Source organism: Desulfosediminicola ganghwensis (genome assembly GCF_005116675.2).
In the GTDB taxonomy this organism is placed as follows: Bacteria; Desulfobacterota; Desulfobulbia; order Desulfobulbales; family Desulfocapsaceae; genus Desulfopila; species Desulfopila ganghwensis.
This window is the reverse complement of sequence record NZ_CP050699.1, coordinates 4,305,346-4,330,000: the sequence shown is the minus strand read 5'-3', so window position 1 is coordinate 4,330,000 and position 24,655 is coordinate 4,305,346. Positions and strand designations below refer to the sequence as shown.

26 protein-coding genes and 1 tRNA gene are annotated in these 24,655 nt (G+C 48.1%); 7 read left to right on the top strand and 20 right to left on the bottom strand.

Annotated features, from left to right (window positions below; all coding sequences use genetic code 11):
* Positions 1–259 precede the first annotated feature (259 nt).
* The 15 genes from FCL45_RS18505 to FCL45_RS18435 form a co-directional block, all read right to left on the bottom strand.
* Positions 260–1,153 (bottom strand): phage holin family protein, encoded by an 894-nt coding sequence (locus FCL45_RS18505; RefSeq protein WP_136798554.1) that lies wholly within the window; start codon positions 1,151–1,153, stop codon positions 260–262.
* A 189-nt stretch (positions 1,154–1,342) separates the two neighbouring features.
* The gene (locus tag FCL45_RS18500; RefSeq protein ID WP_136798553.1) at positions 1,343–2,578 is read right to left on the bottom strand and encodes a M48 family metallopeptidase; all 1,236 of its coding nucleotides are present in this window, start codon (positions 2,576–2,578) and stop codon (positions 1,343–1,345) included.
* 147 nt (positions 2,579–2,725) lie between these two features.
* Complete coding sequence (locus tag FCL45_RS18495) at positions 2,726–4,138, bottom strand: NADH-quinone oxidoreductase subunit N (RefSeq protein WP_136798552.1); 1,413 nt, start codon at positions 4,136–4,138, stop codon at positions 2,726–2,728.
* A 34-nt stretch (positions 4,139–4,172) separates the two neighbouring features.
* Positions 4,173–5,696, bottom strand: coding sequence for an NADH-quinone oxidoreductase subunit M (locus tag FCL45_RS18490; protein ID WP_136798551.1), 1,524 nt, complete (start codon positions 5,694–5,696; stop codon positions 4,173–4,175).
* Positions 5,697–5,723: 27 nt separating this feature from the next.
* Positions 5,724–7,514: a Na(+)/H(+) antiporter subunit D gene (locus tag FCL45_RS18485; RefSeq protein ID WP_136798550.1), complete on the bottom strand. Its 1,791-nt coding sequence runs from the start codon at positions 7,512–7,514 to the stop codon at positions 5,724–5,726.
* Positions 7,504–7,755 (bottom strand): hypothetical protein, encoded by a 252-nt coding sequence (locus FCL45_RS18480; protein WP_136798549.1) that lies wholly within the window; start codon positions 7,753–7,755, stop codon positions 7,504–7,506. The genes FCL45_RS18485 and FCL45_RS18480 overlap by 11 nt, the downstream gene beginning before the upstream one ends.
* Positions 7,752–9,245: a monovalent cation/H+ antiporter subunit D family protein gene (locus FCL45_RS18475; protein WP_136798548.1), complete on the bottom strand. Its 1,494-nt coding sequence runs from the start codon at positions 9,243–9,245 to the stop codon at positions 7,752–7,754. Before FCL45_RS18475 ends, FCL45_RS18480 begins: the two co-directional genes overlap by 4 nt.
* Before the next feature lie 17 nt (positions 9,246–9,262).
* The gene (nuoK, locus tag FCL45_RS18470) at positions 9,263–9,589 is read right to left on the bottom strand and encodes an NADH-quinone oxidoreductase subunit NuoK (RefSeq protein ID WP_136798547.1); all 327 of its coding nucleotides are present in this window, start codon (positions 9,587–9,589) and stop codon (positions 9,263–9,265) included.
* Positions 9,589–10,113, bottom strand: coding sequence for an NADH-quinone oxidoreductase subunit J family protein (locus tag FCL45_RS18465; protein ID WP_136798546.1), 525 nt, complete (start codon positions 10,111–10,113; stop codon positions 9,589–9,591). The genes nuoK and FCL45_RS18465 overlap by 1 nt, the downstream gene beginning before the upstream one ends.
* Complete coding sequence (locus FCL45_RS18460; protein WP_136798545.1) at positions 10,110–10,550, bottom strand: NuoI/complex I 23 kDa subunit family protein; 441 nt, start codon at positions 10,548–10,550, stop codon at positions 10,110–10,112. The genes FCL45_RS18465 and FCL45_RS18460 overlap by 4 nt, the downstream gene beginning before the upstream one ends.
* Positions 10,551–11,561 (bottom strand): NADH-quinone oxidoreductase subunit NuoH, encoded by a 1,011-nt coding sequence (gene nuoH / locus FCL45_RS18455; protein WP_136798544.1) that lies wholly within the window; start codon positions 11,559–11,561, stop codon positions 10,551–10,553.
* A gap of 10 nt (positions 11,562–11,571) precedes the next feature.
* Positions 11,572–12,690, bottom strand: coding sequence for an NADH-quinone oxidoreductase subunit D (locus FCL45_RS18450; RefSeq protein WP_136798543.1), 1,119 nt, complete (start codon positions 12,688–12,690; stop codon positions 11,572–11,574).
* A complete protein-coding gene (locus FCL45_RS18445; RefSeq protein ID WP_136798542.1) occupies positions 12,687–13,229 on the bottom strand; it encodes an NADH-quinone oxidoreductase subunit C in 543 nt (180 codons plus the stop codon). The genes FCL45_RS18450 and FCL45_RS18445 overlap by 4 nt, the downstream gene beginning before the upstream one ends.
* A 60-nt stretch (positions 13,230–13,289) precedes the next feature.
* A complete protein-coding gene (locus FCL45_RS18440; protein ID WP_338031710.1) occupies positions 13,290–13,823 on the bottom strand; it encodes an NADH-quinone oxidoreductase subunit B in 534 nt (177 codons plus the stop codon).
* A complete protein-coding gene (locus FCL45_RS18435) occupies positions 13,796–14,218 on the bottom strand; it encodes an NADH-quinone oxidoreductase subunit A (RefSeq protein WP_136798540.1) in 423 nt (140 codons plus the stop codon). The genes FCL45_RS18440 and FCL45_RS18435 overlap by 28 nt, the downstream gene beginning before the upstream one ends.
* A 289-nt stretch (positions 14,219–14,507) precedes the next feature.
* Here FCL45_RS18435 and FCL45_RS18430 point away from each other — a divergent pair, with 289 nt between their 5' ends.
* Complete coding sequence (locus FCL45_RS18430) at positions 14,508–15,482, top strand: LysR family transcriptional regulator (RefSeq protein WP_136798539.1); 975 nt, start codon at positions 14,508–14,510, stop codon at positions 15,480–15,482.
* A 101-nt stretch (positions 15,483–15,583) separates the two neighbouring features.
* Here the strand turns inward: FCL45_RS18430 and truA are convergent, their stop codons facing one another.
* The 5 genes from truA to FCL45_RS18405 all read right to left on the bottom strand — a co-directional run bounded on the left by truA (position 15,584) and on the right by FCL45_RS18405 (position 18,619).
* Positions 15,584–16,348 carry a tRNA pseudouridine(38-40) synthase TruA gene (gene truA, locus FCL45_RS18425; protein ID WP_136798538.1) on the bottom strand — a complete coding sequence of 255 codons (765 nt, stop codon included), beginning with the start codon at positions 16,346–16,348 and terminating at the stop codon, positions 15,584–15,586.
* Positions 16,349–16,376: 28 nt separating this feature from the next.
* Positions 16,377–17,417 carry an N-acetyl-gamma-glutamyl-phosphate reductase gene (gene argC / locus FCL45_RS18420; protein WP_136798537.1) on the bottom strand — a complete coding sequence of 347 codons (1,041 nt, stop codon included), beginning with the start codon at positions 17,415–17,417 and terminating at the stop codon, positions 16,377–16,379.
* Between the two features lie 217 nt (positions 17,418–17,634).
* The gene (gene rpsI, locus FCL45_RS18415) at positions 17,635–18,027 is read right to left on the bottom strand and encodes a 30S ribosomal protein S9 (RefSeq protein WP_136798536.1); all 393 of its coding nucleotides are present in this window, start codon (positions 18,025–18,027) and stop codon (positions 17,635–17,637) included.
* An 18-nt stretch (positions 18,028–18,045) separates the two neighbouring features.
* Entirely contained in the window at positions 18,046–18,474 is a 429-nt protein-coding gene (gene rplM / locus FCL45_RS18410) for a 50S ribosomal protein L13 (RefSeq protein WP_136798535.1), read from the bottom strand.
* 70 nt (positions 18,475–18,544) lie between these two features.
* Positions 18,545–18,619 (bottom strand) — tRNA-Gly (locus FCL45_RS18405).
* Between the two features lie 253 nt (positions 18,620–18,872).
* Here FCL45_RS18405 and hisB point away from each other — a divergent pair.
* The 6 genes from hisB to FCL45_RS18375 all read left to right on the top strand — a co-directional run bounded on the left by hisB (position 18,873) and on the right by FCL45_RS18375 (position 24,642).
* Entirely contained in the window at positions 18,873–19,475 is a 603-nt protein-coding gene (gene hisB, locus FCL45_RS18400; protein ID WP_217907604.1) for an imidazoleglycerol-phosphate dehydratase HisB, read from the top strand.
* Between the two features lie 85 nt (positions 19,476–19,560).
* Positions 19,561–20,184 carry a hypothetical protein gene (locus FCL45_RS18395; RefSeq protein ID WP_136798534.1) on the top strand — a complete coding sequence of 208 codons (624 nt, stop codon included), beginning with the start codon at positions 19,561–19,563 and terminating at the stop codon, positions 20,182–20,184.
* Between the two features lie 182 nt (positions 20,185–20,366).
* Positions 20,367–21,098, top strand: coding sequence for a tRNA lysidine(34) synthetase (locus FCL45_RS18390; protein WP_136798533.1), 732 nt, complete (start codon positions 20,367–20,369; stop codon positions 21,096–21,098).
* Complete coding sequence (locus tag FCL45_RS18385; protein ID WP_136798532.1) at positions 21,095–21,988, top strand: damage-control phosphatase ARMT1 family protein; 894 nt, start codon at positions 21,095–21,097, stop codon at positions 21,986–21,988. Before FCL45_RS18390 ends, FCL45_RS18385 begins: the two co-directional genes overlap by 4 nt.
* Before the next feature lie 20 nt (positions 21,989–22,008).
* Complete coding sequence (asnS, locus tag FCL45_RS18380) at positions 22,009–23,382, top strand: asparagine--tRNA ligase (protein WP_275942939.1); 1,374 nt, start codon at positions 22,009–22,011, stop codon at positions 23,380–23,382.
* 231 nt (positions 23,383–23,613) lie between these two features.
* Positions 23,614–24,642: a zinc-dependent alcohol dehydrogenase family protein gene (locus tag FCL45_RS18375; protein ID WP_228721514.1), complete on the top strand. Its 1,029-nt coding sequence runs from the start codon at positions 23,614–23,616 to the stop codon at positions 24,640–24,642.
* Positions 24,643–24,655: the final 13 nt, after the last annotated feature.

The following is a 24,655-nucleotide window of genomic DNA, read 5'->3' as shown; positions in this document are numbered from 1 at the left end:
GTCAGCTGCGCGACTTCTAGTCGTCGAGTGTTGTTCTCCGTGTTTCAAAGACCGCGGCAATCTACAGGATGAGGTGAAGACTGTCAACAGGTTTTGTTGTGAGGGCTCGGTATTCTTTTCAATTGAAATTCAGGTGAGTATCTAAGGAGTGTTAACTGCCCGAGTACGCGAAATTCTAAACATGGTTCGCAAATAAAAAAGGCCGACAGAGTACTCTGCCGGCCTTTTTTATAATCTTCCAGGATCTGCTCTTCTATAACTATTTACGCATGCTACGGATATAATCTTTAGTGAGTGAAGGGTGATCCTTGATTATTTTATCCAGTTGGGCTGGGAGTGCTTCTGAAAGGAAGCTGTCAAATTGTGCATAGGTAAGTTCCTGGCTTACACCCTCCTGGATCTTGTCTGAGAATAGCTTTTTATCATCTTCGGACTCTATATACTGGAATATACCTGAAGAGTGGATACCAACAGCCGTTTTGGCGGAACTGGATTCAATAGACTCTATTCTGCCAGCCAGGTTGCTGATATTCTCATTGGTTTTGGCGTACATCTCTTCCAGCTTGTGAATCTGATCCTTAATAGCACTATCCGGATCCTCATCGACTTTAGAAGAGAGATATTGAATCAGTTCATTAATTTTCTTCTCAGATTCCTTGAGTTCATCCACCATCAGGGTTAAGCCGTGAAGGTCTTCCTGCAGTTGCTCATTCTTTGAATTAAGAGTTGAGACGTTGTTCTGCAATTTCTGGTTGGCGCCCTGAAGTGATACGAGCTCGTTTTTCATAGTGTCATAATCCTCCTGAGAGATACTGGTATCTGAAACGTCTGTAGCACTGGAACCTGCTGCTGCGTTCTGGAGAAGGTTTAAGAATCTCTGTTTTGTCTCCGCGTAGAGGGAAGACGCCCTTTCTGGTGATTGTAAGGCTATTGCTCCGATGAAGATAGCTATCAGGACAGCAATGGAAACACCAATCGCCAGGGTCAGTGCAATAAGAAACAGAATTAGACTGAAAAAGCCTGATACAGCTGCACCGATGAAACCGCCGGCACCCGTGCCTTCTCCTGAGGGGACCATGGAGATGATGAGCACGATTGCTACAAGCAGGACACCCGACTGGATGAGAGGGGTGCGAAACTCATTATTTTTCATGTGTTTTCTCCTAAAATTCGAGGAATAGCTTGAGGTTTAATTAGCAGCCTGCCCCTAAAAAACATCAACTATTTCTTAGCATAGTACAACATATAATAGGGTGGGATGAGCAGGGATAGATAACTCTTATAATCAACCGCGAATGACGATTCCTGTCAAGACCATTATCCATGCAGTTATACTCTTAGTCTAAGACAATTTTCTGATGGCTTCAATGCGTTCCAGAACCGGAGGATGCGTGTATTCTAGAAAGACCGCCACCGGGTGAGGGGTTAAGTTCACCAGGTTAGCCTGACTTAATTTTTTTAAACCGCTGATAAGATCATCCACTGTACTGGTGCTGTCGATAGCATAAGCATCGGCCTCATATTCATGTTTTCTTGAGATAAAATTAAAAGCGATGGACACCAACATGTTGACAGGTGAAAAAAGATATCCGAAAAATATCAGGCTGGCATAGGTTGAGATATGATCCATTTTAAAGGCCTCAAAGAGCCCCTGATTCTGCATGATAAGTGACAGAAGGTAGAACATTATCCCTGTCTGCACTACTGAGATCACGAGCATCTTTATAATATGCTTCTTTTTGAAATGGCCCATTTCATGGGCAAGAACCGCAACTATCTCCCCTGTGGTGAGTTTTTCCATAAGTGTGTCATAAAATACAATTTTCCTGAATCTGCCAAAGCCGGTAAAAAAAGCGTTTACCTTACTGGAGCGTTTAGAGCCGTCCATGGTAAATATGCCTTGAATCCGGAACTTTTCACGCTCGGTATATCCATTGATTGTCTCCTTAAGTTCACCATCTTCGAGAGGTGAAAATTTATTAAAGAGCGGCATGATAATCACAGGAGCGAGAAATTGTATCAAAATTGAGAAGAGAACAACTCCAATCCAGCAATATATCCATGCAAGTGAACCTGCTGCTTCAAAAAACCACAGTATAAGGGCGAGCAGAGGGCCACCCAATACCACCATAAGCAGAGCGGATTTGAGTATATCAAGTACGTATGTTGTGGCTGTAGTATTGTTAAAGCCAAACCTCTCTTCTATGACAAAAGTTGAATAGAGCGAGAAAGGGAGGTTCAGGAGAAAGCCTAGCAGTGCAAGAAAACCTGCGAAGCAAAGACCAGTAAGGATGGAGTTGAGTTCAAGACTTCTAACTAGGGAATCAACAAGGTTAAAGCCACCAAGGAGCAGGAATGTAAGTGTTGCGCAGGTGCCGATGCTGCCTGAAATAAGTGAAAGGCTGGTCCTGGCACGAGTATATTCCTGTGATTTTGCATACTCCTGAGCATCAAAAACATCGTCAAACTCCTTTGGTAACTGAGGATCAAGCGCCTTCAGGTTGAGGTAGGAGATTGTGAGTTCAAGAAGATAACTTCCAATGATTACAACCAAGAGAAATATAAGCCAGCTATTCATTTACTGTTCCTGAGTCTATTGTATTGAGCGGTTAACATCGATATTGGCAGGAATGTACTCATGTTAATAACAGTATACGATAAAAAAAAGACCCGAAGGCACTCTGCCTTCGGGTCTTTGTGGTTTATACGCAATACCGGTAACTGATTACATGATAACCGAGATGGATGACTGTGCAAGGTTGAGGAACTGGGATGGTAAAATACCCATCACAATTATACAGATAATGAGTAGTACAGATGCGGCATTCGTTAAAAAGCTTGTCTGTACTTGTCCGCGGTCTTCAGTATCGGTACAGAAGGCGAGGCGAACAACGGAGAGGTAATAGTAGATTGCGATGGCGGTGTTAATCGCAGCCAGCACAACAAGTAACAGGTAATCTTCCTTTAAGGCATTGACGAGTAACATGAATTTGCCTGTAAAACCTACAAAAGGAGGAATGCCGGCAAGAGAAAAGAGCCCGATGGTAAGTGTCAAAGCCAGGAGGGGCGCTCTCTTGTATAAACCACTTAAGTCCTCAATGGCGAGATTCGTGCCGTCTTTTGAAACGCTGCAGATGACCAGGAAACAGGCGAGGTTCATGAAGACGTAACCAGTTATGTAATATAATGCCGCGGTATAACCAGTTATTTTAAACGTGAGCAAGCCGACTAACACGAAACCGGCATGGGCGATGCCGGAAAAGCCCAGCATTCTCTTGAGATCCTTTTGAACCAGAGCAGACAGGTTGCCATAAAACATCGAGGCAACGGCGCAAACCATAAGCAGGTTTACCATCACCTGACCAGTGTCTCCTGCGAGAATCACAAACCGGGTCAACATCGCCACCGCAGCAATTTTGGGAACAGCAGCGATAAACGCGGTGGTCTCATTGGAGGCCCCCTGATAAATGTCCGGTACCCAGAAGTGGAAGGGAAAGAGAGCTAACTTGTAAAAGAATCCAGACAATACCAGTGCCACAGCTATAACGACTACTGGCTGGGTATACATGGTAGAAAGCTGGGTAATTATTACGTCGAGTCTGGTGGAACCGGTGAGACCGAAGAGGTAGCTCATACCAAAGAGCATGAAGCCTGTCGCGGCAACACCAAACAGCAGGTATTTGATGCCTGCTTCCATTTGAGCCTTGCTGCCATGTTCCGTGCTGCGCATTGGTACCATGATGTAGACAGCAAAGGAGGAGAGTTCAAGCGCAACAAAGATTGCCAGTAATTCAACACTTGAGACAAGCATCATCAGGCCGAGTACCGACATTGACAGGAATATGTAGTATTCAGCTTTATATTTGGCACTGACCCCGGGCATGGTGTCGGTGAAAACTACCACTATGAGTGTGGCAAGCACGATCAGCACTTTGAATGTCTGGGAAAACAGATCAACTCTGAAGGCATCGTAGAAAAGCCCTCCTGTCATGTTGACAGTGGCGAGAGTTGTGGCCAAGACAATTGCAAATAAGGTGATCGCCACATTTCTGATGGTGTCGCAGGGATGATTTCCAAGACTCAGTGCGAAAAAGACGAGTCCTGCTCCCAGTAATGTAAGTTCAGGTAGAAATAGCATCGCTGTACCTTTAAGGGTCGTTTGTGGTTAATCCTTAGCGTATTATCGCTTCAGCAACTGCCATAGCCCCATTGCTGTAGGCGTTGAAGTCATTCATCAGATTTGTAACGCTGACACGCATGAGGTTGATAAAGGGTTGAGGGCTCAGTCCTATCCAGAAAACGAAGAACAGGAATGGTGAAAGAGTGACAATCTCTCTCACATTCAGATCTTTGAGCCAGGATTGATCAGGATTATCAGTCCCGCCCCAGACAACTTTCTGCAACATGCGAAGCATATATGCCGCGGCAAGTACTGCACCTGGAATAGCGGCAAGGGCGAGCGGAATGCTATGTTCAAAAGCTCCGGCAAGAATCATGAACTCACCAACAAAACTGTTGGTGCCAGGAAATGCAAACGAAGAAAGTGAGAAGAATCCGAGGAAGGTGACAAAGACTGGCATATATTGGCCAACGCCTGTCGCTGATTTGAGCTCACGGCTATGTGTTCTCTCGTAAATCATACCCACACAGAGAAACAAGGCACCGGTGGTGATACCGTGATTGACCATCTGCAGAATTGCACCTTCGATACCGCTCTGGTTGAGCACGAAGATACCCAGGGTCACGAAACCCATGTGACCAACTGAAGAGTAGGCGATAAGCTTTTTCATATCGCTCTGGGCGAGGGCGGTGAATCCTCCGTAAATAATGCCGGCAATGGAAAGCCAGAGTACGAATGGCATCAGCGTAACCGTTGCTTCCGGAGCCATTGGCAGGGCAAATCGTAAGAAACCGTAGGTACCCATCTTCAAGAGGATTGAAGCCAGGATCACAGAACCGGCCGTAGGGGCCTCAACGTGAGCTGCAGGCAACCAGGTATGGAATGGAAACATCGGCACCTTGATTGCAAATGCCAGGAAAAACGCCAGGAAAATAAGCATCTGGGCCATCGATGAATAGCCGTTCCACATCATATCCGGGATGAAGAAGCTGCTGTTATTTTCGAAGTAGAGCCAGATGATAGCAACCAGCAGTAATACGGAGCCAGCCAGGGTATAGAGAAAGAATTTGACTGAAGCATAGATCTTCCTCGGTCCACCCCAGATGCCGATAAGCATGTACATTGGGATGAGCATCGCTTCCCAGAGAATGTAGAAAAGTACGAAGTCAAGCGCCACGAACACACCGACCATGGCCGCTTCCATGATGAGCAGGCAGATCATGAACGCCTGAACACGTGACTTGATATATGTCCAGGAGGCGAGGACACAGAATGGCATTATAAAGGTAGTCATCAACAGCAGAAGCACTGAGATGCCGTCGACACCAACTATATAGTTAATATTTAAAGACTCAATCCAGGTATGTTTCTCAACAAACTGGAAGACGGCCGTCGATCTGTCAAAGCCGAAAAGGACAGGCAGGGACAAAACGGCAGTGAGTGAGGTCACGGCGAGCGTCCAATAACGGGCAAAATCCTCATTGTTCACCAACAGCATGAAGAAGGCTCCAGCTATCGGTAGGAAAATAAGTATGCTGAGCAGTGGAGGTCCCTGATTAATCAGTAGCTGATCCATTACCAATGATCCTTAAAATAGGTTGAATTAAAGCCAGGCGAAGGCAAACAGCAAGACGGCTGCAAATGATATCGTAAAGTAGAGAGTGACCTGAATCTGTCCCCTCTGCAGGGTGCGGCTCAGTCTGCTACCCACATTACGAACCAGACGGGCAGTACCGTCCACAACTCCGTCAATGCCGTGCCAGTCAAACCAGCCCCAGAACTTGGCGGTGGTCATAAGTGAACTGAGACCGACTACTTTGTAGACTTCACCCCAGGCGGTATCGACAGCCTGGATAGGTTTCCTGGCCAGCCAGAAGAAAGCCTGACCGCCTTTGCGGTAGAACCAATCCAGATCAAAGCTGATAGTTGCCTTGGGCCCAATCCGGTCCTTGAAGAAATAGAAGCCCAGAGCGGTAAGAGCGAGTATCTGCAGGGTCTCACTCAGGTGATATGCGCTGTATGGGTGGTAGCTGACCTCAGGAAACGGAAGCATGTCATAGAGAAACGGCAGATAGCAGCCAACGATGAGACAGAAGAATGCTGCTATGCCCATGGCCATGGTCATATTCCATGGGGGATCGATAGCTTTGGCGCGTGTTTCTTCGGAACAACGGTCTTCGCCAAAGAAAATCAGATATGGCAGACGCAGGCCGGCAACCAGGAACGTTCCGGCAGAAACCATGGTGAGCAGGAATGCCGGGATCAGCAGGTGTTCTTCAAATCCGGCGCTGATAATCATCGATTTGGAAACAAATCCGGAGAGAAATGGAAAGGCCGAGACAGACAGGCCTCCAATGACCATAAACATCAGGGTCAGTGGCATTTTCTTATAGAGATTACCAAGCTCAGTGAATTTCGATTTCCCTGTCGCATATATGACAGAACCGGCAGCCATGAACAGCAGCCCCTTGTAAAGAATGTGGGCGAAGGCGTGAGCGGCGGTACCGTTAATGGCCAGTGCTGTACCAATACCGACACCGGCAACCATGTAGCCCACCTGGCTGACAATCTCCCAGCCGAGTAGTCTGCGGATATCATTTTCGATTAACGCATAGATAATGCCGAGGATGGCCATGAAGACGCCAAGGTAAATCAGTATGTCGAATCCGGCACATGCTCTGGCAAGGGTGTAGATTGCGGTTTTGGTTGTAAAAGCGCACATAAATACGGCACCGACCACAGTGGCCTTACTGTACGCGTCCGGCAACCAGGAGTGCAGAGGTGGAACAGCAGCGTTCAGCATCAGGCCGATCATGATCAGCCAGGTGTACAGCTGCATGTTGGATTCATCCATGTGGCTGAATGAAAGATCGCCGGTTGCCTGGTAACGGAGTACGAAACCGAGGAGCAGAACGAGTCCACCAAAGGTGTGAACCAGCAGGTAGCGGTAACCTGCGGCGAGTGACCCTTCCTCTTTGTTGAACCAGACCAGGAAGGTGGAAGCAAACGCCATGATCTCCCAGAAGAGAAAGAGTACCAGGTAATCCCCACAAAGGATTACGCCCAGTGAACCGGCTACGTAAAACCAGGCAGCAATATGATGCCATTCGTCTTCGACATGGAGTCCGTAGACAGTGCCGATAATTGACATCAGCGCCATGATGAAGGCGAACACCAACGAGAGGCTGTCAACCCGACCAAAGGTGAGTGTCCAGTCTTCCATGAAGGTGAAGACACCGTAGACACCATGATGCTGGCTCAGGTAGAGGACATCGATGAAGGTCAGAAAGGGGATCAGAACAAGATACGGCTTTCTGAACGGATCTTTTATAAATGGGAGGATCAGCGCCCCGCAGATCAAAATGAGGGCGGGATGTATAAAACTAGTTGTCATAGTAGTCCTCCCGTGTCTGAATTCCGGCTTTGCCGAACCAGACTGCGAAGAAAATGAGCACTATGCAGGAAAGCAGGGCGAACAGCGACCAGAATCCTGGAATCTTTTCAAGCCAGGTGTGGGCGTGGTGAGTGTCCACTGCGACAGCGCTCCAGAATACGATCAGCCCGACCCCAATGTAGCAGCAGAGCTTGACCATCTGGGCATGTCGCTTAAGTGATTCAATGAGGTTCACAATCATACTGTCAATCCTCCTGTTACAGCCTTGACGAAGCTTAACATGAAGTCCGGATATATGCCTATAATTACAGATATTGTTGCTGCGATAAGAATCGGAATAAGCATGGAGAGCGGAGCCTCTTTGATCCCGGTATAGGGTTCACCCTCAGGTCGTTTGCCAAAAAAAGCCTTGTAGGTAACAGGGGCGAAATAGGCGGCGTTGAGAATGGTACTGGCCAGCAAGATAAAAAGAATTCCAAGCTGGTGTGCCTCTATTGACCCGATAAGCAAGTTCCACTTGGTAATAAACCCTGCAACTGGCGGAGCACCGATCATCGAAAGTGAGGCAATGGCAAAAGCACCAAAGGTAAAAGGCATGGTTTTGCCGAGACCTTCCATTTCTGAGATGTACTTCTTGTGGGTCGCGACGTAGATGGCACCGGCGCAGAAGAAGAGGGTGATTTTTGAGAAGGCGTGGTTGACGATGTGAATCAGTCCACCTTCTATGGCTGTGGGTGTAAGTAAGGCAACGCCGAGGATGATGTATGAAAGCTGACTGACTGTGGAGTAAGCAAGCCGTGATTTTAGATTGTCTTTGGAGAGTGCTATGATTGAAGCCATAATAATGGTGAAACCGACGAAGTAGGCTGTCGGGATACCAAGATTGAAAGCATCCATCATATCTACGCCGAAAACGTAGAGCATTACTCTGGTGGTGCAGAACACACCGACCTTAACGACAGCAACCGCATGGAGCAGGGCGGAGACCGGTGTAGGTGCAACCATCGCTCCAGGCAGCCAGTGATGGAACGGCATCACACCGTTTTTGGCAAAACCGAAGAGGCAGAAAACATAGAGCATGGTCACGATCCAGCGATTGGTATCGGGATCGAAAATACCGGTGGAGGCATTACTGGCAAAATCCAGGGTGCCGGTAAGCACATAGATCAGGATCATTGCGGGTAGCAGGAAGGCCTTGGCGGTGGTGGTCAGATAAATGATGTATTTGCGTGCGCCATCGTATCCTTCCTCATCCTGATGGTGGGCAACTAGGGGATAGGTGCAGATGGAGACAATCTCATAAAAGAGATAGAGGGTGAAAAGGTTGTCCGAGAACGCCACGCCGATGGCCCCAAATATCGACAGGGCAAAACAGGCGTTGAAACGTGTCTGGGCATGTTCTTTCAGCCCTCTCATGTAGCCCATGGAGTAAAATACTGCGATGGTCCACAGTGAGGATGCCACCAGGGCAAAAATCATAGACATTGCGTCTGCCCGGAGGGTAACAGATACACCAGGCAGAATGTCAAACATATTGAAATAGAGCGTTTTACCCTGGAGCACTTTGGGGATCATGGTGCAGACAAGGGCAAAAAGCAGTATCGACGCGACAGAGGATATGCCCTCGCGAATGTTCTCATCGCCGCCCCTGAACATTACACCCAGGGTGCCAATCAGGGGGATGAGCAGTGCGATGAGTAGCTCAGGAGCATGTATAGTATTGTAATCCATACCAGATGGTTCCTTTCTTAGCCTTTGAGGTTAACGATATCCTTAGTATCGATTGATCGGTAATACCTGTAGATGGCGATCACGATACTGAGACCGATGGCGGCTTCAGCGGCTGCGATTGCCATGATGAATAGTGCGAAAATCTGACCGGTTGCCGGATCAGGGACGCTGAAGCGGTTGAAGGCCATGAAATTCACAGAGGCACCTACCAGTATCATCTCTGCAGCAATGAGCATTCCGATAAGGGTTTTACGGGTTAAGAGACCGTAAACTCCCATGCCAAAGAGCAGAGCACCGACGAGTAAATAGCTGTTAAGATTGTCATACAAGGCAAGAACTGACATCAGCTTTTCCTCCCTTCCCGAGCGATAACAAGGGCTCCGATGATTGCAATGAGTAAAACGATGGAGATCAGCTCAAACACCATGGAGTGATCGGTGAGAAGTTGAACACCAATAGTTTTCACAGAACCATCATTAACTTTAGCTTCGCTGGCCCATTCGGTTTTCAAGGCGAGGGTTGAAAGCCCCGCTGTGAGAAGGGCTGCGGTAATAAAGCCTAAAGGGCCTGCCAGGACGTGCCCGGGACCGTGATCCCGTTTTTGTTCAGGAGCAGCCAGCATGATGGCAAACGAGATGGTAACGGCAACGGCACCAATGTAAATTAGCACCTGCATCATCGCCACAAAGGGCGAGTTCAGAAAATAGTAGAGGGCGCCAACGCTGATAAAGCAGATCATGAGTCCTGCGACTGCCCGAACGAGTCGTTCTGCGTTACAGGCTATCAGGCCGCCAATAATAGTCAGGGCTATGGTCAGTAGGAATATCAGGCCAACGAGCCCATCCGCGCTGAAAAGTGATGGATTCATGAGTTGCGGTCCTCCAGACGTTTCAGGAGATCAAAATAAAAATCTTCTTTCCTGGTACTGGCCAGGTTGTACTCCTTGGAAAATTCCAAAGCGTTAAATTTACAGGACTCAACACAGGAACCGCAGAGCGAGCACTTGGTAAAGTCAAGCATGTAACTGGTGAGTACTTTTTTCTTCGACCCTTCTGGTTTTTCACCTTTAATAGCAATGCAGTCGGAGGGGCAGGCGCGCTGGCAGGCCATGCAGACGATGCAGTTCGGCTTGCCCTCTTCATTTTCGATCAATTCAACGTGACCGCGGTAGCGATCAGGCATTGTAAAGGTTTTATAAGGATACGGAACTGTCACCACAGGTTTCCAAAATTCCCTGAAAGTGATTCCCATACCCACCAGGAGGCTCCAAAGCCCTTTAAAGATGTCACTGAAATAGGCACCCATCTAAAACACCTTCAGTAATCCTGCGGTCAAGAGCAGGTTGAAAAGAGAGAATGGAATGAGGACCTTCCACGACAGGTTGAGCAGGCCGTAAATAGTTGTTCGCGGAAATGTCCAGCGAATCCAAATGACTGTAGCAATCAGCATGTACACCTTGAGCAGAAACCAGACTACACCGGGAACAAAACTCAGGAACGGCACAGGCGGATGCCAACCACCGAGAAAGAGTAGCGTCGTAAGGCAGGATCCGATAACGATGTTTGCATACTCGGCCATGAAGAACAGACCAAATCCCATTGAGCCATACTCAATATGAAATCCGGCTACCAGTTCACTTTCAGCTTCGCCTAGATCGAAAGGTGCGCGATTTGTCTCAGCCAGGGTGCAGATGAAAAAGAGCAAAAAGGAAAGCGGCATCAGCAGGTTTTTAGGGCTGCCATCACCTAAAAGCGGCAGGAAATTCCAGTGAAGTACGGATGGTCCCTGCTGGTTGACGATGTCAATCAGGTTCAGGGAGCCGGTGATCATGACGATGGTGATAGCGGTGATCAGCAGAGGAATTTCATAAGCGACGGCCTGGGATACGGATCGTACGGCTGACATCATCGCGTATTTGTTTCTGGAACTCCAGCCGGCAAAAAGCAGTGCCATGGAGCCGCTGGCAGCAAAAGCGAAAATCATCAGCAAACCAACGTTGATGTCGTGGGCGACGATAGTCTCGCTGAAAGGAATGGTGACGAAGCTCATCAGGGCAGGAAACATAGCCAGCACAGGGGCGGCAACAAAGAGAACCTTGTCGGCACCGCCTGGTATGATAAGCTGTTTTGCCATCAGTTTCAGACCATCAGCAGGTGGCTGTAAAAGACCGAGCGGTCCATTGATATTCGGACCTGGACGGCGCTGAATGCGACCGGCGCCTCGACGCTCTGCCCAGACGAGGTAGGCAGCGTTCAATGCAACGAAGGCGATGGCGACAATTACGGCACCGATTACGTTGAAAAGTGTTAAGCTCATATTAGTTTCCTTACCTGTCGATCTCTGGGATAACGAGGTCCAGGCTGCCCATGAATGCAAGAGCGTCCATGATCAGCATGCCTGCACATGTTTCGTCAAAAAGATGCATGTTTGAGTAAGTCGGTGAACGAAGTTTCATCCTGTAAGGAGTCTTTCCCCCGTCACTTACCAGGCGTACTCCGAAGCTGCCGCGGGCTGTCTCCACTGCCTGATAGTAGTCGCCTGCAGGCGGTTTGATAATCTTTGGTGCTTTTTGGGGCATGATCGGGCCATCAGGGAGCTTATCGAGAGCCTGTTCTACAATGCGGAGTGATTGCTCAATCTCTGCCATGCGTACGTTGTATCGGGCAAGGGAGTCGCACTCATGGAAGACCGGAATGTCAAAGTCAAACTCAGGGTAGACTGAATATGGTTCGTTACGACGTACATCAAAGTTAATTCCCGAGCCGCGCGCTACAGCACTGGATGCGCCGTATTTGCGGCATGTCTCCTTGGAAAGGTGGGCGTTGCCTTCCAGCCGCTTTCTGAAGATAATGTTGCCGGTAACGAGTTTGTGATACTTGTCGAGAGATTTTCTCATGCGTGGAATAAAGCGCCTGGCATCTTCGATGAATTCATCGTCGATGTCATTGTAAAGACCACCAAAACGGAAATAACAGTAGGTGAGACGGGAACCTGTCACTTTTTCCATCATGTCGAGTATGTGCTCGCGGTCCTGCAGGGCGTACATCAGTGGGCTGAAACCACCAAGATCCATTACGAAGGCGCCAAACCAGAACAGATGCGAGGCAATCCGGTTGAGTTCCACCATGATGACGCGGATATACTCAGCTCGTTCCGGAACCTCAATGCCCGCGGCTTTTTCTACGCAGAGCACATGGCCGTGGCTATAGCCGACTGCGCCAAGATAATCCATGCGGCTGAGATTCATGAGAAACTGAGGGTATGTTTTGAGCTCACCCATTTTCTCATGCATTCGGTGGATATAACCAATAACGGTCTCCGACTCGACGATATACTCACCATCCATCCGCATTTTAACCCTAAGAACACCATGGGTTGCAGGATGCTGGGGTCCAACGTTCAGGACAAAAGTTTCGTCCGGCCCAAGCTTAATAGGTTTACTCATGCCTTGAAATCCTTTCGAAGTGGATGGAAATCTGCATCTTCGGGCAGAAGAAGAGGGACAAGATGTGGATGTCCTTCAAACTTGATTCCGAAGAAGTCGTGTGTTTCACGCTCATGCCAGTTTGCGCCGGTATAGATTCCGGTAATTGTGGGTACAACCGGCTCATCTCGTGGAACACGGGTTCTGATAACAACTCGGCAGATATCGAAGTCATAGCGGCTGAAGTCATAGATGACTTCAAACTGGTTTTCCTTGATCCAGTCCACGCCGGTTATGGTTTCAATAAAGAATTCGGCCTTGTCGAGGATATCGATGGCTTCGAGAAGCTGGTCGGGTGAGACCTGGGCATCAAGGTGGTACCCATGGATGGCGTAATCACGCTCGATAACACCGTTAGGACGGGGCTCATCCTTGGGAGGTGATTCTTGATCTTCTTGCTCGATTTCCTCTGTAACATCAGAAACATCTGCTACTGTTTCTTCTGGCCGAGGCTCGGGGAACAAGGCCTGTAAGGCCTTTAGGGTTGTTTCTGCAATCATTTCCTGTGTGCTCCGAAGATGCTGGGTATATGTGATGCCTGTGAATCCAGGCGAACTATGCTACGCTTTCATGGTGGCTGACGCTTCCGGGTTTTCGAAGCGCTTCCAGCCGGACAGCTTATGCTCAAGTTCGATTATGCCTTGCAGTAGAGCCTCAGGACGAGGAGGACATCCTGGCACATACACATCCACAGGGAGAAATTCATCTGCACCGAGGACAATGCTGTACTGTCCCTCAAAGGCGAACGGTCCGCCGGAAATGGCACAGTTACCCAAGGCCATTACCCACTTAGGTTCGGGCATCTGGTCGTAAAGAGTTTTGATGCCGGGCATCATTTTTTTAGTGATAGTACCGGCAACGATCATGACGTCACTCTGCCTTGGCGAGGGGCGAAACACCTCGGCACCAAAGCGGGACATGTCGAAGCGTGCGCAACCAGTAGCCATCATCTCGATAGCACAACAGGCAATACCGAAAGTCAGTGGCCATAATGAGTTGGCACGGCAGATGTTGATAAGTTTGTCTGCAACGGCAAACTGGACAATTGATGAGGGTACTGGTTCAGTTATCGAAGGTATGTTCTCCGTTCCCACGTAAATACTCCCTTGATCCATGCGTAAACTACCGCTAATGTTAAAATTCCTACAAAAATGACTATTTCTACGAAGTCCCGGATAGAGGACGTGAACATTTCAGAATTGTAAGCTACAGCTACGGGAAAAAGAAAAAGTACGTCGACGTCGAAAGCGAGGAAAATCAAGGCATAGAGATAAAAGACAATGCCGTATCGAATCCAGCTGTCTCCGATAGGATCCATTCCACATTCGACGTATTGTTCGGTTTTGGAGAGAATCTGCCGGGTTTTTAACGGCATTAGCAGATAGACGATCGCGATAGGTCCAAGTGCAAAGGCGAGACCGCCGAGGGTAAAAGCCGTGACCCAGAGGATATGATCACGGTACAACAATTCGGTGAACTGAGGCTCCATAGGTTACTGTCCTTTCAAGAGAGAGAAGTGCTGTCTGGAAGTCCTTTCAATAATATTGAACTATTTGCTCAACTTAACTGAGTCATACGTGATATAGAAAACTTAAATAGCAATGTCAATAATATTTTGAACGCTTTTGACGATGCCACAAGGTGGCCGTGTGCGCAAGGTTTTTTTCATCTCCTTATACAGTGAAAAAACTTGAGAATCCCTGAATTCATGCTATTATGGTAGCCTAAATTCAAAAAGAAGATGGAATGTATCAATTTGACTGAAAACGGCGTATAAAATGTCTATCACCCTACGACAATTAGAGATATTTATAGCAGTTGCGGAGACCGCACAGGTCACCAAGGCAAGCAAAAAACTTTTTGTGACCCAGTCGGCCGTCAGTATGGCCCTGGCGGAACTCGAAAATCAACTCGGCGGGTCTCTTTTTGATCGTCATGGACGCAGTTTGCTGTTGAATGCGCGGGGAAGATATCTTTTGCCACTTGCGAAGGATATTACTTGTCAGGTGTCCAACGTCGAATCGATCATGTCTGAACGTAATGATACCCTCGAAGGACACATTGATGTCGTTGCAAGTACCACGCTCGGGAATTATATCCTGCCATATTTGATCGGCGCCTTTAAGCGAGTTCACCCAAGAGTGCATGTCAATTTACTGGTATATAACACTACACAGGCTGAAAAGCTGGTGGCCGATGGTCATAGCGATGTCGGCTATGTCGAAGGTATACTGAGTAAAAACAGTGATATTAAGGTGCGCCCCTGGTTTCAGGATGAGCTTGTTATATTGTGCGGACCTACCGACCCTCTTGCACACAACGAATCTTTCGATGTGAACAGTGATTTAGAGGGTAAAAAATGGATTATGCGCGAGAAGGGATCTGGCACTGATGCCACTTTCAGGGAGAAGATGGGTGATTATCTCGACAAAATGAATGTGGTTATGGAGATGGGTCATCCGGAGGCAATTAAAAGGGCTGTGGAGTCCGGCGCGGGGCTCGCGTGTTTGTCTAGTTTAAGTGTTTGTCGCGAGACGGAACATGGCTGGATTAAGGCTCTGAAGGTGAAAGGGCTGGATATGAAACGTCAGCTCAGGGTTATCCAGAGAAAAGATAAGGAACTGACTGACGAATTGGTAGAGTTTCTGAATTTTTGTGATGTTATGACCACCTGCAACGAGGACAGAGTTTGTCTTTCGTCGCCATGGAAACTACAGTCACTATTAGCCCGTCATTCTGCCCAGAAGCGCTGAGACAGAGAGTTTAAAAGAAGAGAGAGAAAGAAAAAATCCCCGTAAGGCTTTCAGGAGCTTTACGGGGATTTTTTTTGATTTCTTCCGGGGTAAAAGAAAAATCAGTAAAGTACTTTTATTAACCGAAGGCCATGGGCGGGAGCAGTAGCACCACCGGCAGACCTGTCCTTTGCTTGCAGTGCATGGCCAAATTCGTTGACTGTGCGCCGGCCTTTACCGACTTCAAGCAGGGTGCCGACAATATTTCGAACCATATGGCGTAAAAAGCCTTCACCAATAAATGTGAAATTGTACCGATATTTATCGAGATTATCGACTTTGGCTACCATGATCGTTCTGACAGCACCTTTTCTTGACTCTTTCTCCTTGTCTCTTGACCCTGAATTTTCAAATGACGAAAAGTCGTGAGTCCCAATCAGCAGGTCAAGGCACTCCCGGATACGATCGAAGTCAAGATAGAAAGGGGCATGTAGCGCATAGAGTCTCTCTGTAGGAGGCATTACTTCCCCAGTATATAACGAGTATTGGTACTGCTTGCCTTTGGCTGAGAAGCGTGAATGAAAGTCTAAAGGTACTTCCTCGGCAGCTAAGATTCTGATCGCATAAGGGAGCATGGAATTGAGCCCTTTACGAAATGCGGCGGTCGAGATACCTGACGTGGTAGAAAAATGGGCAATCATTTGATCAGCGTGGACACCGGCATCAGTCCTGCCGGCGCCATGCAGATCTGTCTGGCAGTTGGTCATGGTGGCGAGGCATTTCTCTATTTCGCCCTGAATGGTAACGTCGTGTTTCTGACGTTGCCAGCCATTGAAGTCGGTACCGTCAAAGGCAATAGAAAGCTTTATGTTGCGTTCTGCTGTCATTTGTCCCAGCTTGTTGATGATTTGAAAATCATGGAAAAAAAGGCGCTCCGGCAAGACCGGCATCTTCTTCCAAGCCCAGCATGATGTTCATGTTTTGCACTGCCTGACCAGCAGCGCCTTTTACTATATTGTCAATTGCCGACACAACCACAATGCGGTTGGTGCGCGTATCTATGGCAAAACCCAGGTCACAGAAATTCGAACCACGTACATATTGGGTTGCAGGGAGCGAATTGTGGGGGAGCACTCGCACAAATGTCTCACTCTCATAGGCTTGTTTATATATGGCCCCGATTTTCTCTGCATCAAAGTCAGGTTGTAATTCAGCATAAATGGTGCTGAGAATACCGCGTGAGATGGGCAGGAGATGTGGGGTGAAGCTGACGGTGATATCAGTTTTTGCTGCGCAACTCAACTCTTGCTCAATTTCAGGGGTGTGTCTGTGGGTGCCGGCGACTTTGTAGGGACGAAAGCCGTCGGCAACCTCACAAAAGAGAGTGCCCACAGCTGCTGACCGTCCTGCACCTGAAGTGCCGGATTTAGAGTCTGCAATAATGGTGCGGCTGTCAATTGCTCCTCTTTCAAGAAGTGGTGCGAGAGCTAGAATTATCGAGGTAGGGTAGCAACCCGGGTTGGCAACCAGGCGGGCTTTGGAAATATCATCCCGATAGCGCTCAGGCAGACCATAAACAGCTTCCGCAAGGTAACTTGATGAAGAGTGTGGTTGATACCAGTTCTCATAGGTTGCAAGATCTCGAAGTCGATAATCAGCGGAGAGGTCAACAACCTTTTTCCCAGCCTCCAGTAACTGAGGAACGATATCCATGGCAGTTTTGTGCGGCACTGCCGTGAAAACAACATCCGCTCGTTCTGCAATTTCATCGGTGGAGAGATTCTCGCAAACGAGATCAACCTTACCGCGCAGATTAGGAAATACCTCGCTTAATGGCTGGCCTGCGTATTGGCGCGATGTGGCGGCTGTAAGGGTAACGTGTGGGTGATTGCAGAGAATGCGGGAAAGTTCGACCCCGGTATAACCGGAAGCTCCGATAATGGCGACCTTGATCATCTGGATATCCTCAAGTTGGTGTAGGCAGTTCAGCCCCCCCCAGGTCATACATTGCGAAGAAGAGTGTTGAGTATATCCCTGGAGTTCAATTGTGAAAACGAAAAAAGGCAATGACAGCCGAGCTGTCATTGCCTTCTTAAAAGCGATTCCGTTCAGGTAACAACCCTGTCGTATAATCTCCCTGGAGTGGAAAAAACAGGATTGAAAAATACGTTGATTAACGCTTGGAGAACTGGAATTTAGCGCGTGCACCTTTCTGTCCGTATTTCTTACGCTCTTTGACACGTGGGTCACGGGTAAGAAGGCCGGATTTCTTCAATGGCAAGCGGTTCTCAGGGCTGACCTCGAGCAATGCTTTGGAGATACCATGGGACAGCGCATCGACCTGTGAAGATTTACCGCCACCTTTAAGAGTAGCAAGAACATCGTACTGCTCAGCGGTTTCAGTGATTTTGAAAGGCTTTTCAATTTTCTGGGATTTGAAGGTGCCACCAAAGTATGCGTCAGCATCCATTTTGTTGACGATTACCTTGCCGGTACCAGGGGTAAGCCAAACACGTGCAATAGCGTTCTTTCTCTTGCCGGTGGCATAAAAACGATCTTGAGCCATGGTGTATTTTCTCCAGGATTAAATAGCTAAAACTTCAGGTTGCTGTGCTGCGTGTGGATGTTCTGCACTAGCGTAAACTTTAAGTTTTTTCAATTGTGCGCGGCCAAGCTTGTTTTTTGGCAGCATGCCTTTTACGGCCTTCATTACCAGGTCGGTAGGATGCTTTGCAAGAAGTTCTCTTGCTGTAGCTTCCTTGATACCGCCAATGTAACCGGTGTGGCGATAGTACATTTTAGCGTCCATCTTATTGCCGGTAAGCTGGATTTTGTCAGCATTGGTGACAATGATAAAGTCACCATTGTCCATGAACGGTGAGAAAGTCGGTTTGTGCTTTCCACGCAGGCGAGAGGCAACTTCTGTAGCCAGACGCCCCAGTACCATGTTCTCTGCATCGACAACGTACCACTTTCTTTCGATCTCGTTGACTGGAGCAAGATAGGTTTTCATTGTGTCCCTCTAAATAGCTGTCAATTAATAAAAAAAGGCTCAGCAGCGCCGAACCTTTTATATTCGCAAATGGAGCGGGAAACGAGATTCGAACTCGCGACGTCAACCTTGGCAAGGTTGCACTCTACCACTGAGTTATTCCCGCTCGTGCTGTTGAGTAATGTCAAAACAGCGGCATATATACAAGCTGGATGGCGCTGTGTCAATAAAAAATTCCGTTACGTTTGAAATTTAATTATAATTTTTTTGGCAATTCGTGTCACGAAAAATAGAGATCGTTTAATGCTTCTAGAGTATGATAATCAGTTGCGCAGATTTAAACAATATTGAAATCTCGCACTTGAAATTATCCTACTATTCAACCCAATTTTAATACTTTATATGGAGCAGAATCTTTCATGAGTGATGAAATGATAACGACCAGGCAGGCATCTATTGCCAGGAAGACTGCTGAGACCGACATCCAGCTTGACCTGGAACTTGACGGAAAAGGTGAATGCACGATTGATTCGGGCGTACCATTTCTTGACCACATGCTCACTCTATTCACGGTGCATGGATTTTTCAATATGCGACTTGATGCGGATGGCGATACTGAGGTCGATGATCACCACACTGTTGAGGATATCGGTATTTGCCTTGGGCAGGTATTTGCCAAGGCATTAGGTAACAAAAGCGGAATTCAACGCTATGGCAGCTGCTATCTGCCCATGGACGAAACTTTGGTTCGAGTGGTGGTAGACCTTTCTAATCGTCCGTTTTTGCATTATAATGCACCTGTGTCCGACCCAAAAGTCGGAACCTTCGATACCTGTCTGGCAAAGGAATTCGCCAGGGCCTTCAGTCTGCATGCTGGTATAACCCTGCATGTCGACCTGTTACATGGAGAGAACGCACATCATATTATAGAAGCAGTCTTCAAGGCTCTTGGCAGAGCAATGAATGACGCGACCAGACCATTGGCCTCCGGCATAGTCATGTCAAGCAAAGGGTGCCTGTGATTTTGCTCTGACCTGCAGCGATAATTCCGTTGGCCGACCCGGGAGGTGTTAACCGCAATTGAGGTTTAACTCAAAGGAGGGTCCCGTGAAACGTTCGCTAACTGCAGTATTGTTTATTTGTTGCTTGCTACTGCTGTCATCCTGTGCAGGTCAGAAGTCATCAGAGGATAGTGCCCGTCAAATTCCTGAAGCTGTTAACTGTGTCGCCGTGCTTCCTACCAGGGCGCTGGCTGATGAGACCGGAAATACCCAGTCTGTAACTCTCAGGCGAGGAGCCGCTCTTATTGATACACTCATGGCCCGGGAGATCGGCGCCAATGTCAATGTCCGGGTCTTGAGCTCTGATGAGTTGGACTCTCTTTATACAGGCGAGGGGTCAGGTCTATTGGCAGTAATTCGAAATGTCAGTCAGATTACTGGTTGTGATGCTGTAATGATCACAACCGTTCGTCGGTTTAAACAGCGGGAAGGTGGTGAGTATGCAGCTGATGCTCCTGCTTCAGCATCCTTTGATCTGAGGATCGTAGATGCGAAAAGCAAAAATGTTCTCTGGGCAGCTGACTTCAATGAGACCCAACAGTCACTGTTCAGTAATATTTTTTCTTTTGGTAAAGCGCAAAGCAGAGGGTTTAAGTGGATTACTGTCGAAGAGCTTGTCTCTCAGGGGGTAAAGGAACGACTTGCGGAGTGTCCGTATATCAAGATATAGATATGAGCAATAGCCGGAGTATGCCTGCCACAGCCAATGCAGCAGCATGTTGCAGCAGAGTCCTGTCGTATTATAGTTGAGAAACTGAAACCTGGAACGCCGTATTGAAAATTGAGCCCGTGTTGTCGACTTTGTTCTGGTCGGCACGCGGGCGTTTTGTCTTATGGGATGTGAATTGAAGTATGAAGAAAATTGAACCAACGCTGTTGCCATCTGTTAATAGACGGATCGGTCAGGCGATGCATGATTATGAAATGCTTGAGGATGGGGACAGGGTGCTCCTTGCGCTCTCGGGTGGTGTAGACAGTCTTGCCTTGGCCTGGACACTCAGTTTCTGGCAGAAGAAAGCACCAATTAGCTATACGTTGCATGCCATAACTGTTGACCATGAGTTCTGGAAAGAGCACGAGGGATCTGTGGGTCCACACGAGAGTATCGGTACCCAGGTGACCCCACTCGGCATTGAATATACGGTGGAGCGGGCCTGGGACATGACCGAGGAGAATCGTAGTTGTTATCAATGTGCTCGAAACCGTCGAAGCCAGCTGTTCGATCTCGCCAGGCAGAGGGGATATAACAAGATTGCCCTGGGTCACCATAAGGACGATCTTATTGAGACGTTGTTTCTCAATTTACTCTATAGTGGTAATGTTTCTACTATGCTCCCCAAACAGCAGCTGTTTGAGGGGAGGTTGTCCATTATCCGTCCCCTGGCGTACCTTGAAAAGGATGAGGTGATAAACATTGCCGAATCCCACGGTATGAATCCGGTTCCCAATCTTTGCCCTCTGGCGGAGGACACGCGGCGTGAGAAGGTGCGCTCTATCCTGGCCGATATCTACGAGCGTGAACCTGGGGCAAAACGCTCTATGTTTGCCGCCCTGGCCAATGTTCGAGAAGGATATATGCTATGAAAACCAGTCCTGATTGTCTTCCGTGTTTCCTCAATCAAACCTTGCGCGTTGCCCGTTTGCAGAATTGTGATGAAAAGCGAAGCGTAGAAATTTTGAAATCGGTCGCTGAAGTTATAACAACCATTGATCCAGACAAAACACCACCTGCCAATGCGGTTGCAATATATGACACAATTGCCAGGGTCAGTGGGGTGGCTGATCCCTATTATCAGGTTAAACGGCAGGAGAATTCGCGGGCACTCGCTCTTTTACCGAAACTGCGTGAGGAGGTGCGTAGCGCTGAGAGACCACTTTTCGCTGCCATCGGTTTTGCCATAGCGGGCAATATTATCGACTATGGCGCAATGGCCACTTTTGATGTTGAGGCGATGTTCGAAAAAAGCCGAAATATGGATTTTGGCATAGATCATCGCAACTGGCTCCTGGAAAAACTGGACACTCTCAGCCAGGGTGATCATATATTGTATCTCACAGATAACTGTGGGGAAATCGTCTATGATACCTTGCTGGTGGAATTGTTGGTAGAGAGGGGTTTTCAGGTAACCGTGGCCGTCAAGGAAGCGCCCATTATAAATGATGCTCTCAAGGAAGACGCATGCGAAGCCGGACTTGATCGATTTGCCAATATTATCACCAATGGCACAGCGTGTCCCGGCACGCCCATCGAGAGCTGCTCAGAAGAGTTTCTTGAGCATTTTTACTCAGCCGATCTGGTGATATCCAAAGGGCAGGGCAATTTTGAGACGCTTTCCGAAGTTGAGCGTGAGATATTCTTTCTCTTGACAGTGAAATGTAAAATGGTAGGTAAGCATCTGGCAGACATTTCTGATAATGTACATACATTAAGCGGAAATGGCGAAATGGTTGTCTACCATTCAAGACAGAAATAAATATTCAGATGGGGAATACTATGAAGCAACGGATAAATGTAGTGTTGCGCGAACAACCTGTCGAGCAGAAGATAGTTGTGCAGGGTTGGATACGAACCAGAAGGGATACAGGCGGTTTCTCCTTTCTAGAGGTCAATGACGGTTCATGTCTGGCCAATTTACAGATAATTGCCGAAAAAACTCTTGAGAACTATGATTCTGAGATAAAACACCTCACCACCGGTTGTAGTGTTATCGTGACCGGTATCGCTAAGGAATCTCCGGCTAAAGGCCAAAATGTTGAAATGCACGCGGAAAAAGTGGAAGTTGTCGGTTGGGCGGAACCGGAGACATATCCACTGCAAAAAAAGCGTCATTCATTCGAGTTTCTGCGTGAAATGAGTCATCTCAGACCCCGTACCAATGCGTTGGGCGGTGTGGCGCGTGTGCGCTCCCGGCTTTCCTACGCAATCCATCAGTTTTTCAATGAGCGTGGCTTTGCCCAGGTACATACTCCGATTATCACCACCAGTGACTGTGAAGGTGCCGGTGAGATGTTCCAGGTAACGACCGTGGGGAAAGACGGTTCAAGGCCCAAAAGCGATGCAGAAGAATTTTTCGGCAAACGTGCGGGGCTCACTGTCAGCGGTCAGCTCCAGGCTGAAGTATACGCCCTGGCTCTCGGCAACGTTTACACTTTCGGCCCTACTTTTCGGGCGGAAAATTCAAACACCAGTCGACACCTCTCAGAATTCTGGATGATTGAGCCGGAGATGGCGTTCTGTGATCTTTCCTGTAACATGCAGGTTGCCACGGAAATGCTCAAGTATGTACTGAGCGACGTACTTGAGAACTGTGCTGAAGATATGGCCCTGTTCGACAAGTTCATCGAGAAAGGTCTTGTCGCCAAGCTCAAGAGTGTAATCGACAAAGATTTCGTACATCTCACCTACACCGAAGCCGTGGATGAATTGCTGGCGGCTGATAAGAAGTTTGAGTTTCCGGTTGAATGGGGCATAGATCTCCAATCTGAGCATGAACGTTACCTCAGTGAGGAATTGTATAAATGCCCATTGATCGTTACCGATTACCCTGCGTCCATCAAACCCTTTTATATGAGGGTGAATGATGATGGTAAAACTGTTGCCGCCATGGATATTCTGGTGCCGGGAATTGGTGAGATTGTCGGGGGCAGCCAGCGTGAAGAGCGCTACGAAGTTCTCGAAAAAAGAATGATTGAGGCTGGTATCGAGCCTGAAGAATATGAATGGTACCTTGATCTGCGTAAGTATGGCAGCGTTCCGCACGCCGGCTATGGTCTCGGCTTCGAGCGATTGGTGCAGTTCGTGACCGGTATGGCCAATATCCGGGAGGTTATCCCATTCCCGAGGACGCCGGGATCAGCCCCCTGCTAAGCGCATACCTGAGAAAGCACTTTTAGCCAATTTCTTCATTATCAGGGGAAAATTAATGCTCGAAATATTCCAGCATAAGACTCCGCTTAATTTTACCCTGAGACCTTGGTCGTAACGAAAGTTATATTTCTCAGATACACACTCCTGATCTCCGAGATATCTGATCCTGGAGATATGGTCCTTTAAAATTATCGGGGCCAAAATTGAAATAGGAGAACCACAGTGGCGAAGATGATGCAGGCCTATCTGCTCGAAAAGACCGGTCGGATAGATCGGAACTCCGCTCCACTCGTGTTGAAATCTGTCCCGATCCCGTCTCCGGGTTCCGGACAGATTTGTATCAGGGTCTCGGTATGTGGAGTGTGTCACACCGAACTCGACGAAATTGAAGGGCGTACTCCTCCTCAAGCGTTTCCAGTTATTCCCGGTCACCAGGTGGTTGGGGAAGTTGTAGAAACAGGGACCGATACCACCCTTTTACCCGGAGACAGGGTAGGGGTGGCCTGGATATTCTCTTGTTGCGAAGAATGTGATTTTTGCCGTTCAGGCCGAGAAAATCTTTGTGCTGATTTTCTTGCCACAGGGCGTGACCGGGATGGCGGATATGCTGAATACATGGTCGTTGCCGAATCTTTTGCGTATAAAATTCCAGCAGCAATAGGCGATGTTGAAGCCGCACCGCTGTTATGTGCCGGTGCGATTGGATATCGTTCGCTCAAGCTTACTGCGATAGCAGACGGTAATGTACTCGGTCTTACCGGCTTTGGTGCTTCGAACCACCTTGTTCTCAAGCTTGCCAAAGGATTGTATCCTGAAAGTAAGGTTTTGGTTTTTGCCAGAAGTGAGAAGCAGCAAGCCCTGGCGCGTGAACTTGGCGCATTCTGGGCCGGTGGGACGGATGAGGTTCCGCCCCTTGTTCCCGAGGCAATAATAGATACCACGCCGGCCTGGTTGCCGGTTCTCAAGAGCCTTAAAATGCTTGCACCTGGCGGGAGATTGATTATAAATGCCATCCGCAAGGAAGGTCATGATGTCGAATTACTCAAGACCATTGATTACCCGGAGCATTTGTGGTTAGAGAAAGAGGTTAAATCGGTGGCCAATATTACCCGGGCAGATGTACGGGATTATTTACGTATTGCCGATAGATTGCGTATTCGGCCGCAAGTTACTGAATATCCGTTTTCTCAGGCCAACGAGGCGCTGAGAGATTTGAAATTTTCTAAAGGCACTGGAGCACGGGTGCTGGTCATGGGATAAAAGCTGAGGTTTC

Excerpts from the sequence above, each read along its gene's own strand:
- FCL45_RS18505 (WP_136798554.1), bottom strand. The coding sequence starts at position 1,153 with ATGAAAAATAATGAGTTTCGCACCCCTCTCATCCAGTCGGGTGTCCTG.
- FCL45_RS18500 (WP_136798553.1), bottom strand. The coding sequence starts at position 2,578 with ATGAATAGCTGGCTTATATTTCTCTTGGTTGTAATCATTGGAAGTTAT.
- FCL45_RS18495 (WP_136798552.1), bottom strand. The coding sequence starts at position 4,138 with ATGCTATTTCTACCTGAACTTACATTACTGGGAGCAGGACTCGTCTTT.
- FCL45_RS18490 (WP_136798551.1), bottom strand. The coding sequence starts at position 5,696 with ATGGATCAGCTACTGATTAATCAGGGACCTCCACTGCTCAGCATACTT.
- FCL45_RS18485 (WP_136798550.1), bottom strand. The coding sequence starts at position 7,514 with ATGACAACTAGTTTTATACATCCCGCCCTCATTTTGATCTGCGGGGCG.
- FCL45_RS18480 (WP_136798549.1), bottom strand. The coding sequence starts at position 7,755 with ATGATTGTGAACCTCATTGAATCACTTAAGCGACATGCCCAGATGGTC.
- FCL45_RS18475 (WP_136798548.1), bottom strand. The coding sequence starts at position 9,245 with ATGGATTACAATACTATACATGCTCCTGAGCTACTCATCGCACTGCTC.
- nuoK (WP_136798547.1), bottom strand. The coding sequence starts at position 9,589 with ATGTCAGTTCTTGCCTTGTATGACAATCTTAACAGCTATTTACTCGTC.
- FCL45_RS18465 (WP_136798546.1), bottom strand. The coding sequence starts at position 10,113 with ATGAATCCATCACTTTTCAGCGCGGATGGGCTCGTTGGCCTGATATTC.
- FCL45_RS18460 (WP_136798545.1), bottom strand. The coding sequence starts at position 10,550 with ATGGGTGCCTATTTCAGTGACATCTTTAAAGGGCTTTGGAGCCTCCTG.
- nuoH (WP_136798544.1), bottom strand. The coding sequence starts at position 11,561 with ATGAGCTTAACACTTTTCAACGTAATCGGTGCCGTAATTGTCGCCATC.
- FCL45_RS18450 (WP_136798543.1), bottom strand. The coding sequence starts at position 12,690 with ATGAGTAAACCTATTAAGCTTGGGCCGGACGAAACTTTTGTCCTGAAC.
- FCL45_RS18445 (WP_136798542.1), bottom strand. The coding sequence starts at position 13,229 with ATGATTGCAGAAACAACCCTAAAGGCCTTACAGGCCTTGTTCCCCGAG.
- FCL45_RS18435 (WP_136798540.1), bottom strand. The coding sequence starts at position 14,218 with ATGGAGCCTCAGTTCACCGAATTGTTGTACCGTGATCATATCCTCTGG.
- FCL45_RS18430 (WP_136798539.1), top strand. The coding sequence starts at position 14,508 with ATGTCTATCACCCTACGACAATTAGAGATATTTATAGCAGTTGCGGAG.
- truA (WP_136798538.1), bottom strand. The coding sequence starts at position 16,348 with ATGACAGCAGAACGCAACATAAAGCTTTCTATTGCCTTTGACGGTACC.
- argC (WP_136798537.1), bottom strand. The coding sequence starts at position 17,417 with ATGATCAAGGTCGCCATTATCGGAGCTTCCGGTTATACCGGGGTCGAA.
- rpsI (WP_136798536.1), bottom strand. The coding sequence starts at position 18,027 with ATGGCTCAAGATCGTTTTTATGCCACCGGCAAGAGAAAGAACGCTATT.
- rplM (WP_136798535.1), bottom strand. The coding sequence starts at position 18,474 with ATGAAAACCTATCTTGCTCCAGTCAACGAGATCGAAAGAAAGTGGTAC.
- hisB (WP_217907604.1), top strand. The coding sequence starts at position 18,873 with ATGAGTGATGAAATGATAACGACCAGGCAGGCATCTATTGCCAGGAAG.
- FCL45_RS18390 (WP_136798533.1), top strand. The coding sequence starts at position 20,367 with ATGAAGAAAATTGAACCAACGCTGTTGCCATCTGTTAATAGACGGATC.
- FCL45_RS18385 (WP_136798532.1), top strand. The coding sequence starts at position 21,095 with ATGAAAACCAGTCCTGATTGTCTTCCGTGTTTCCTCAATCAAACCTTG.
- asnS (WP_275942939.1), top strand. The coding sequence starts at position 22,009 with ATGAAGCAACGGATAAATGTAGTGTTGCGCGAACAACCTGTCGAGCAG.
- FCL45_RS18375 (WP_228721514.1), top strand. The coding sequence starts at position 23,614 with ATGATGCAGGCCTATCTGCTCGAAAAGACCGGTCGGATAGATCGGAAC.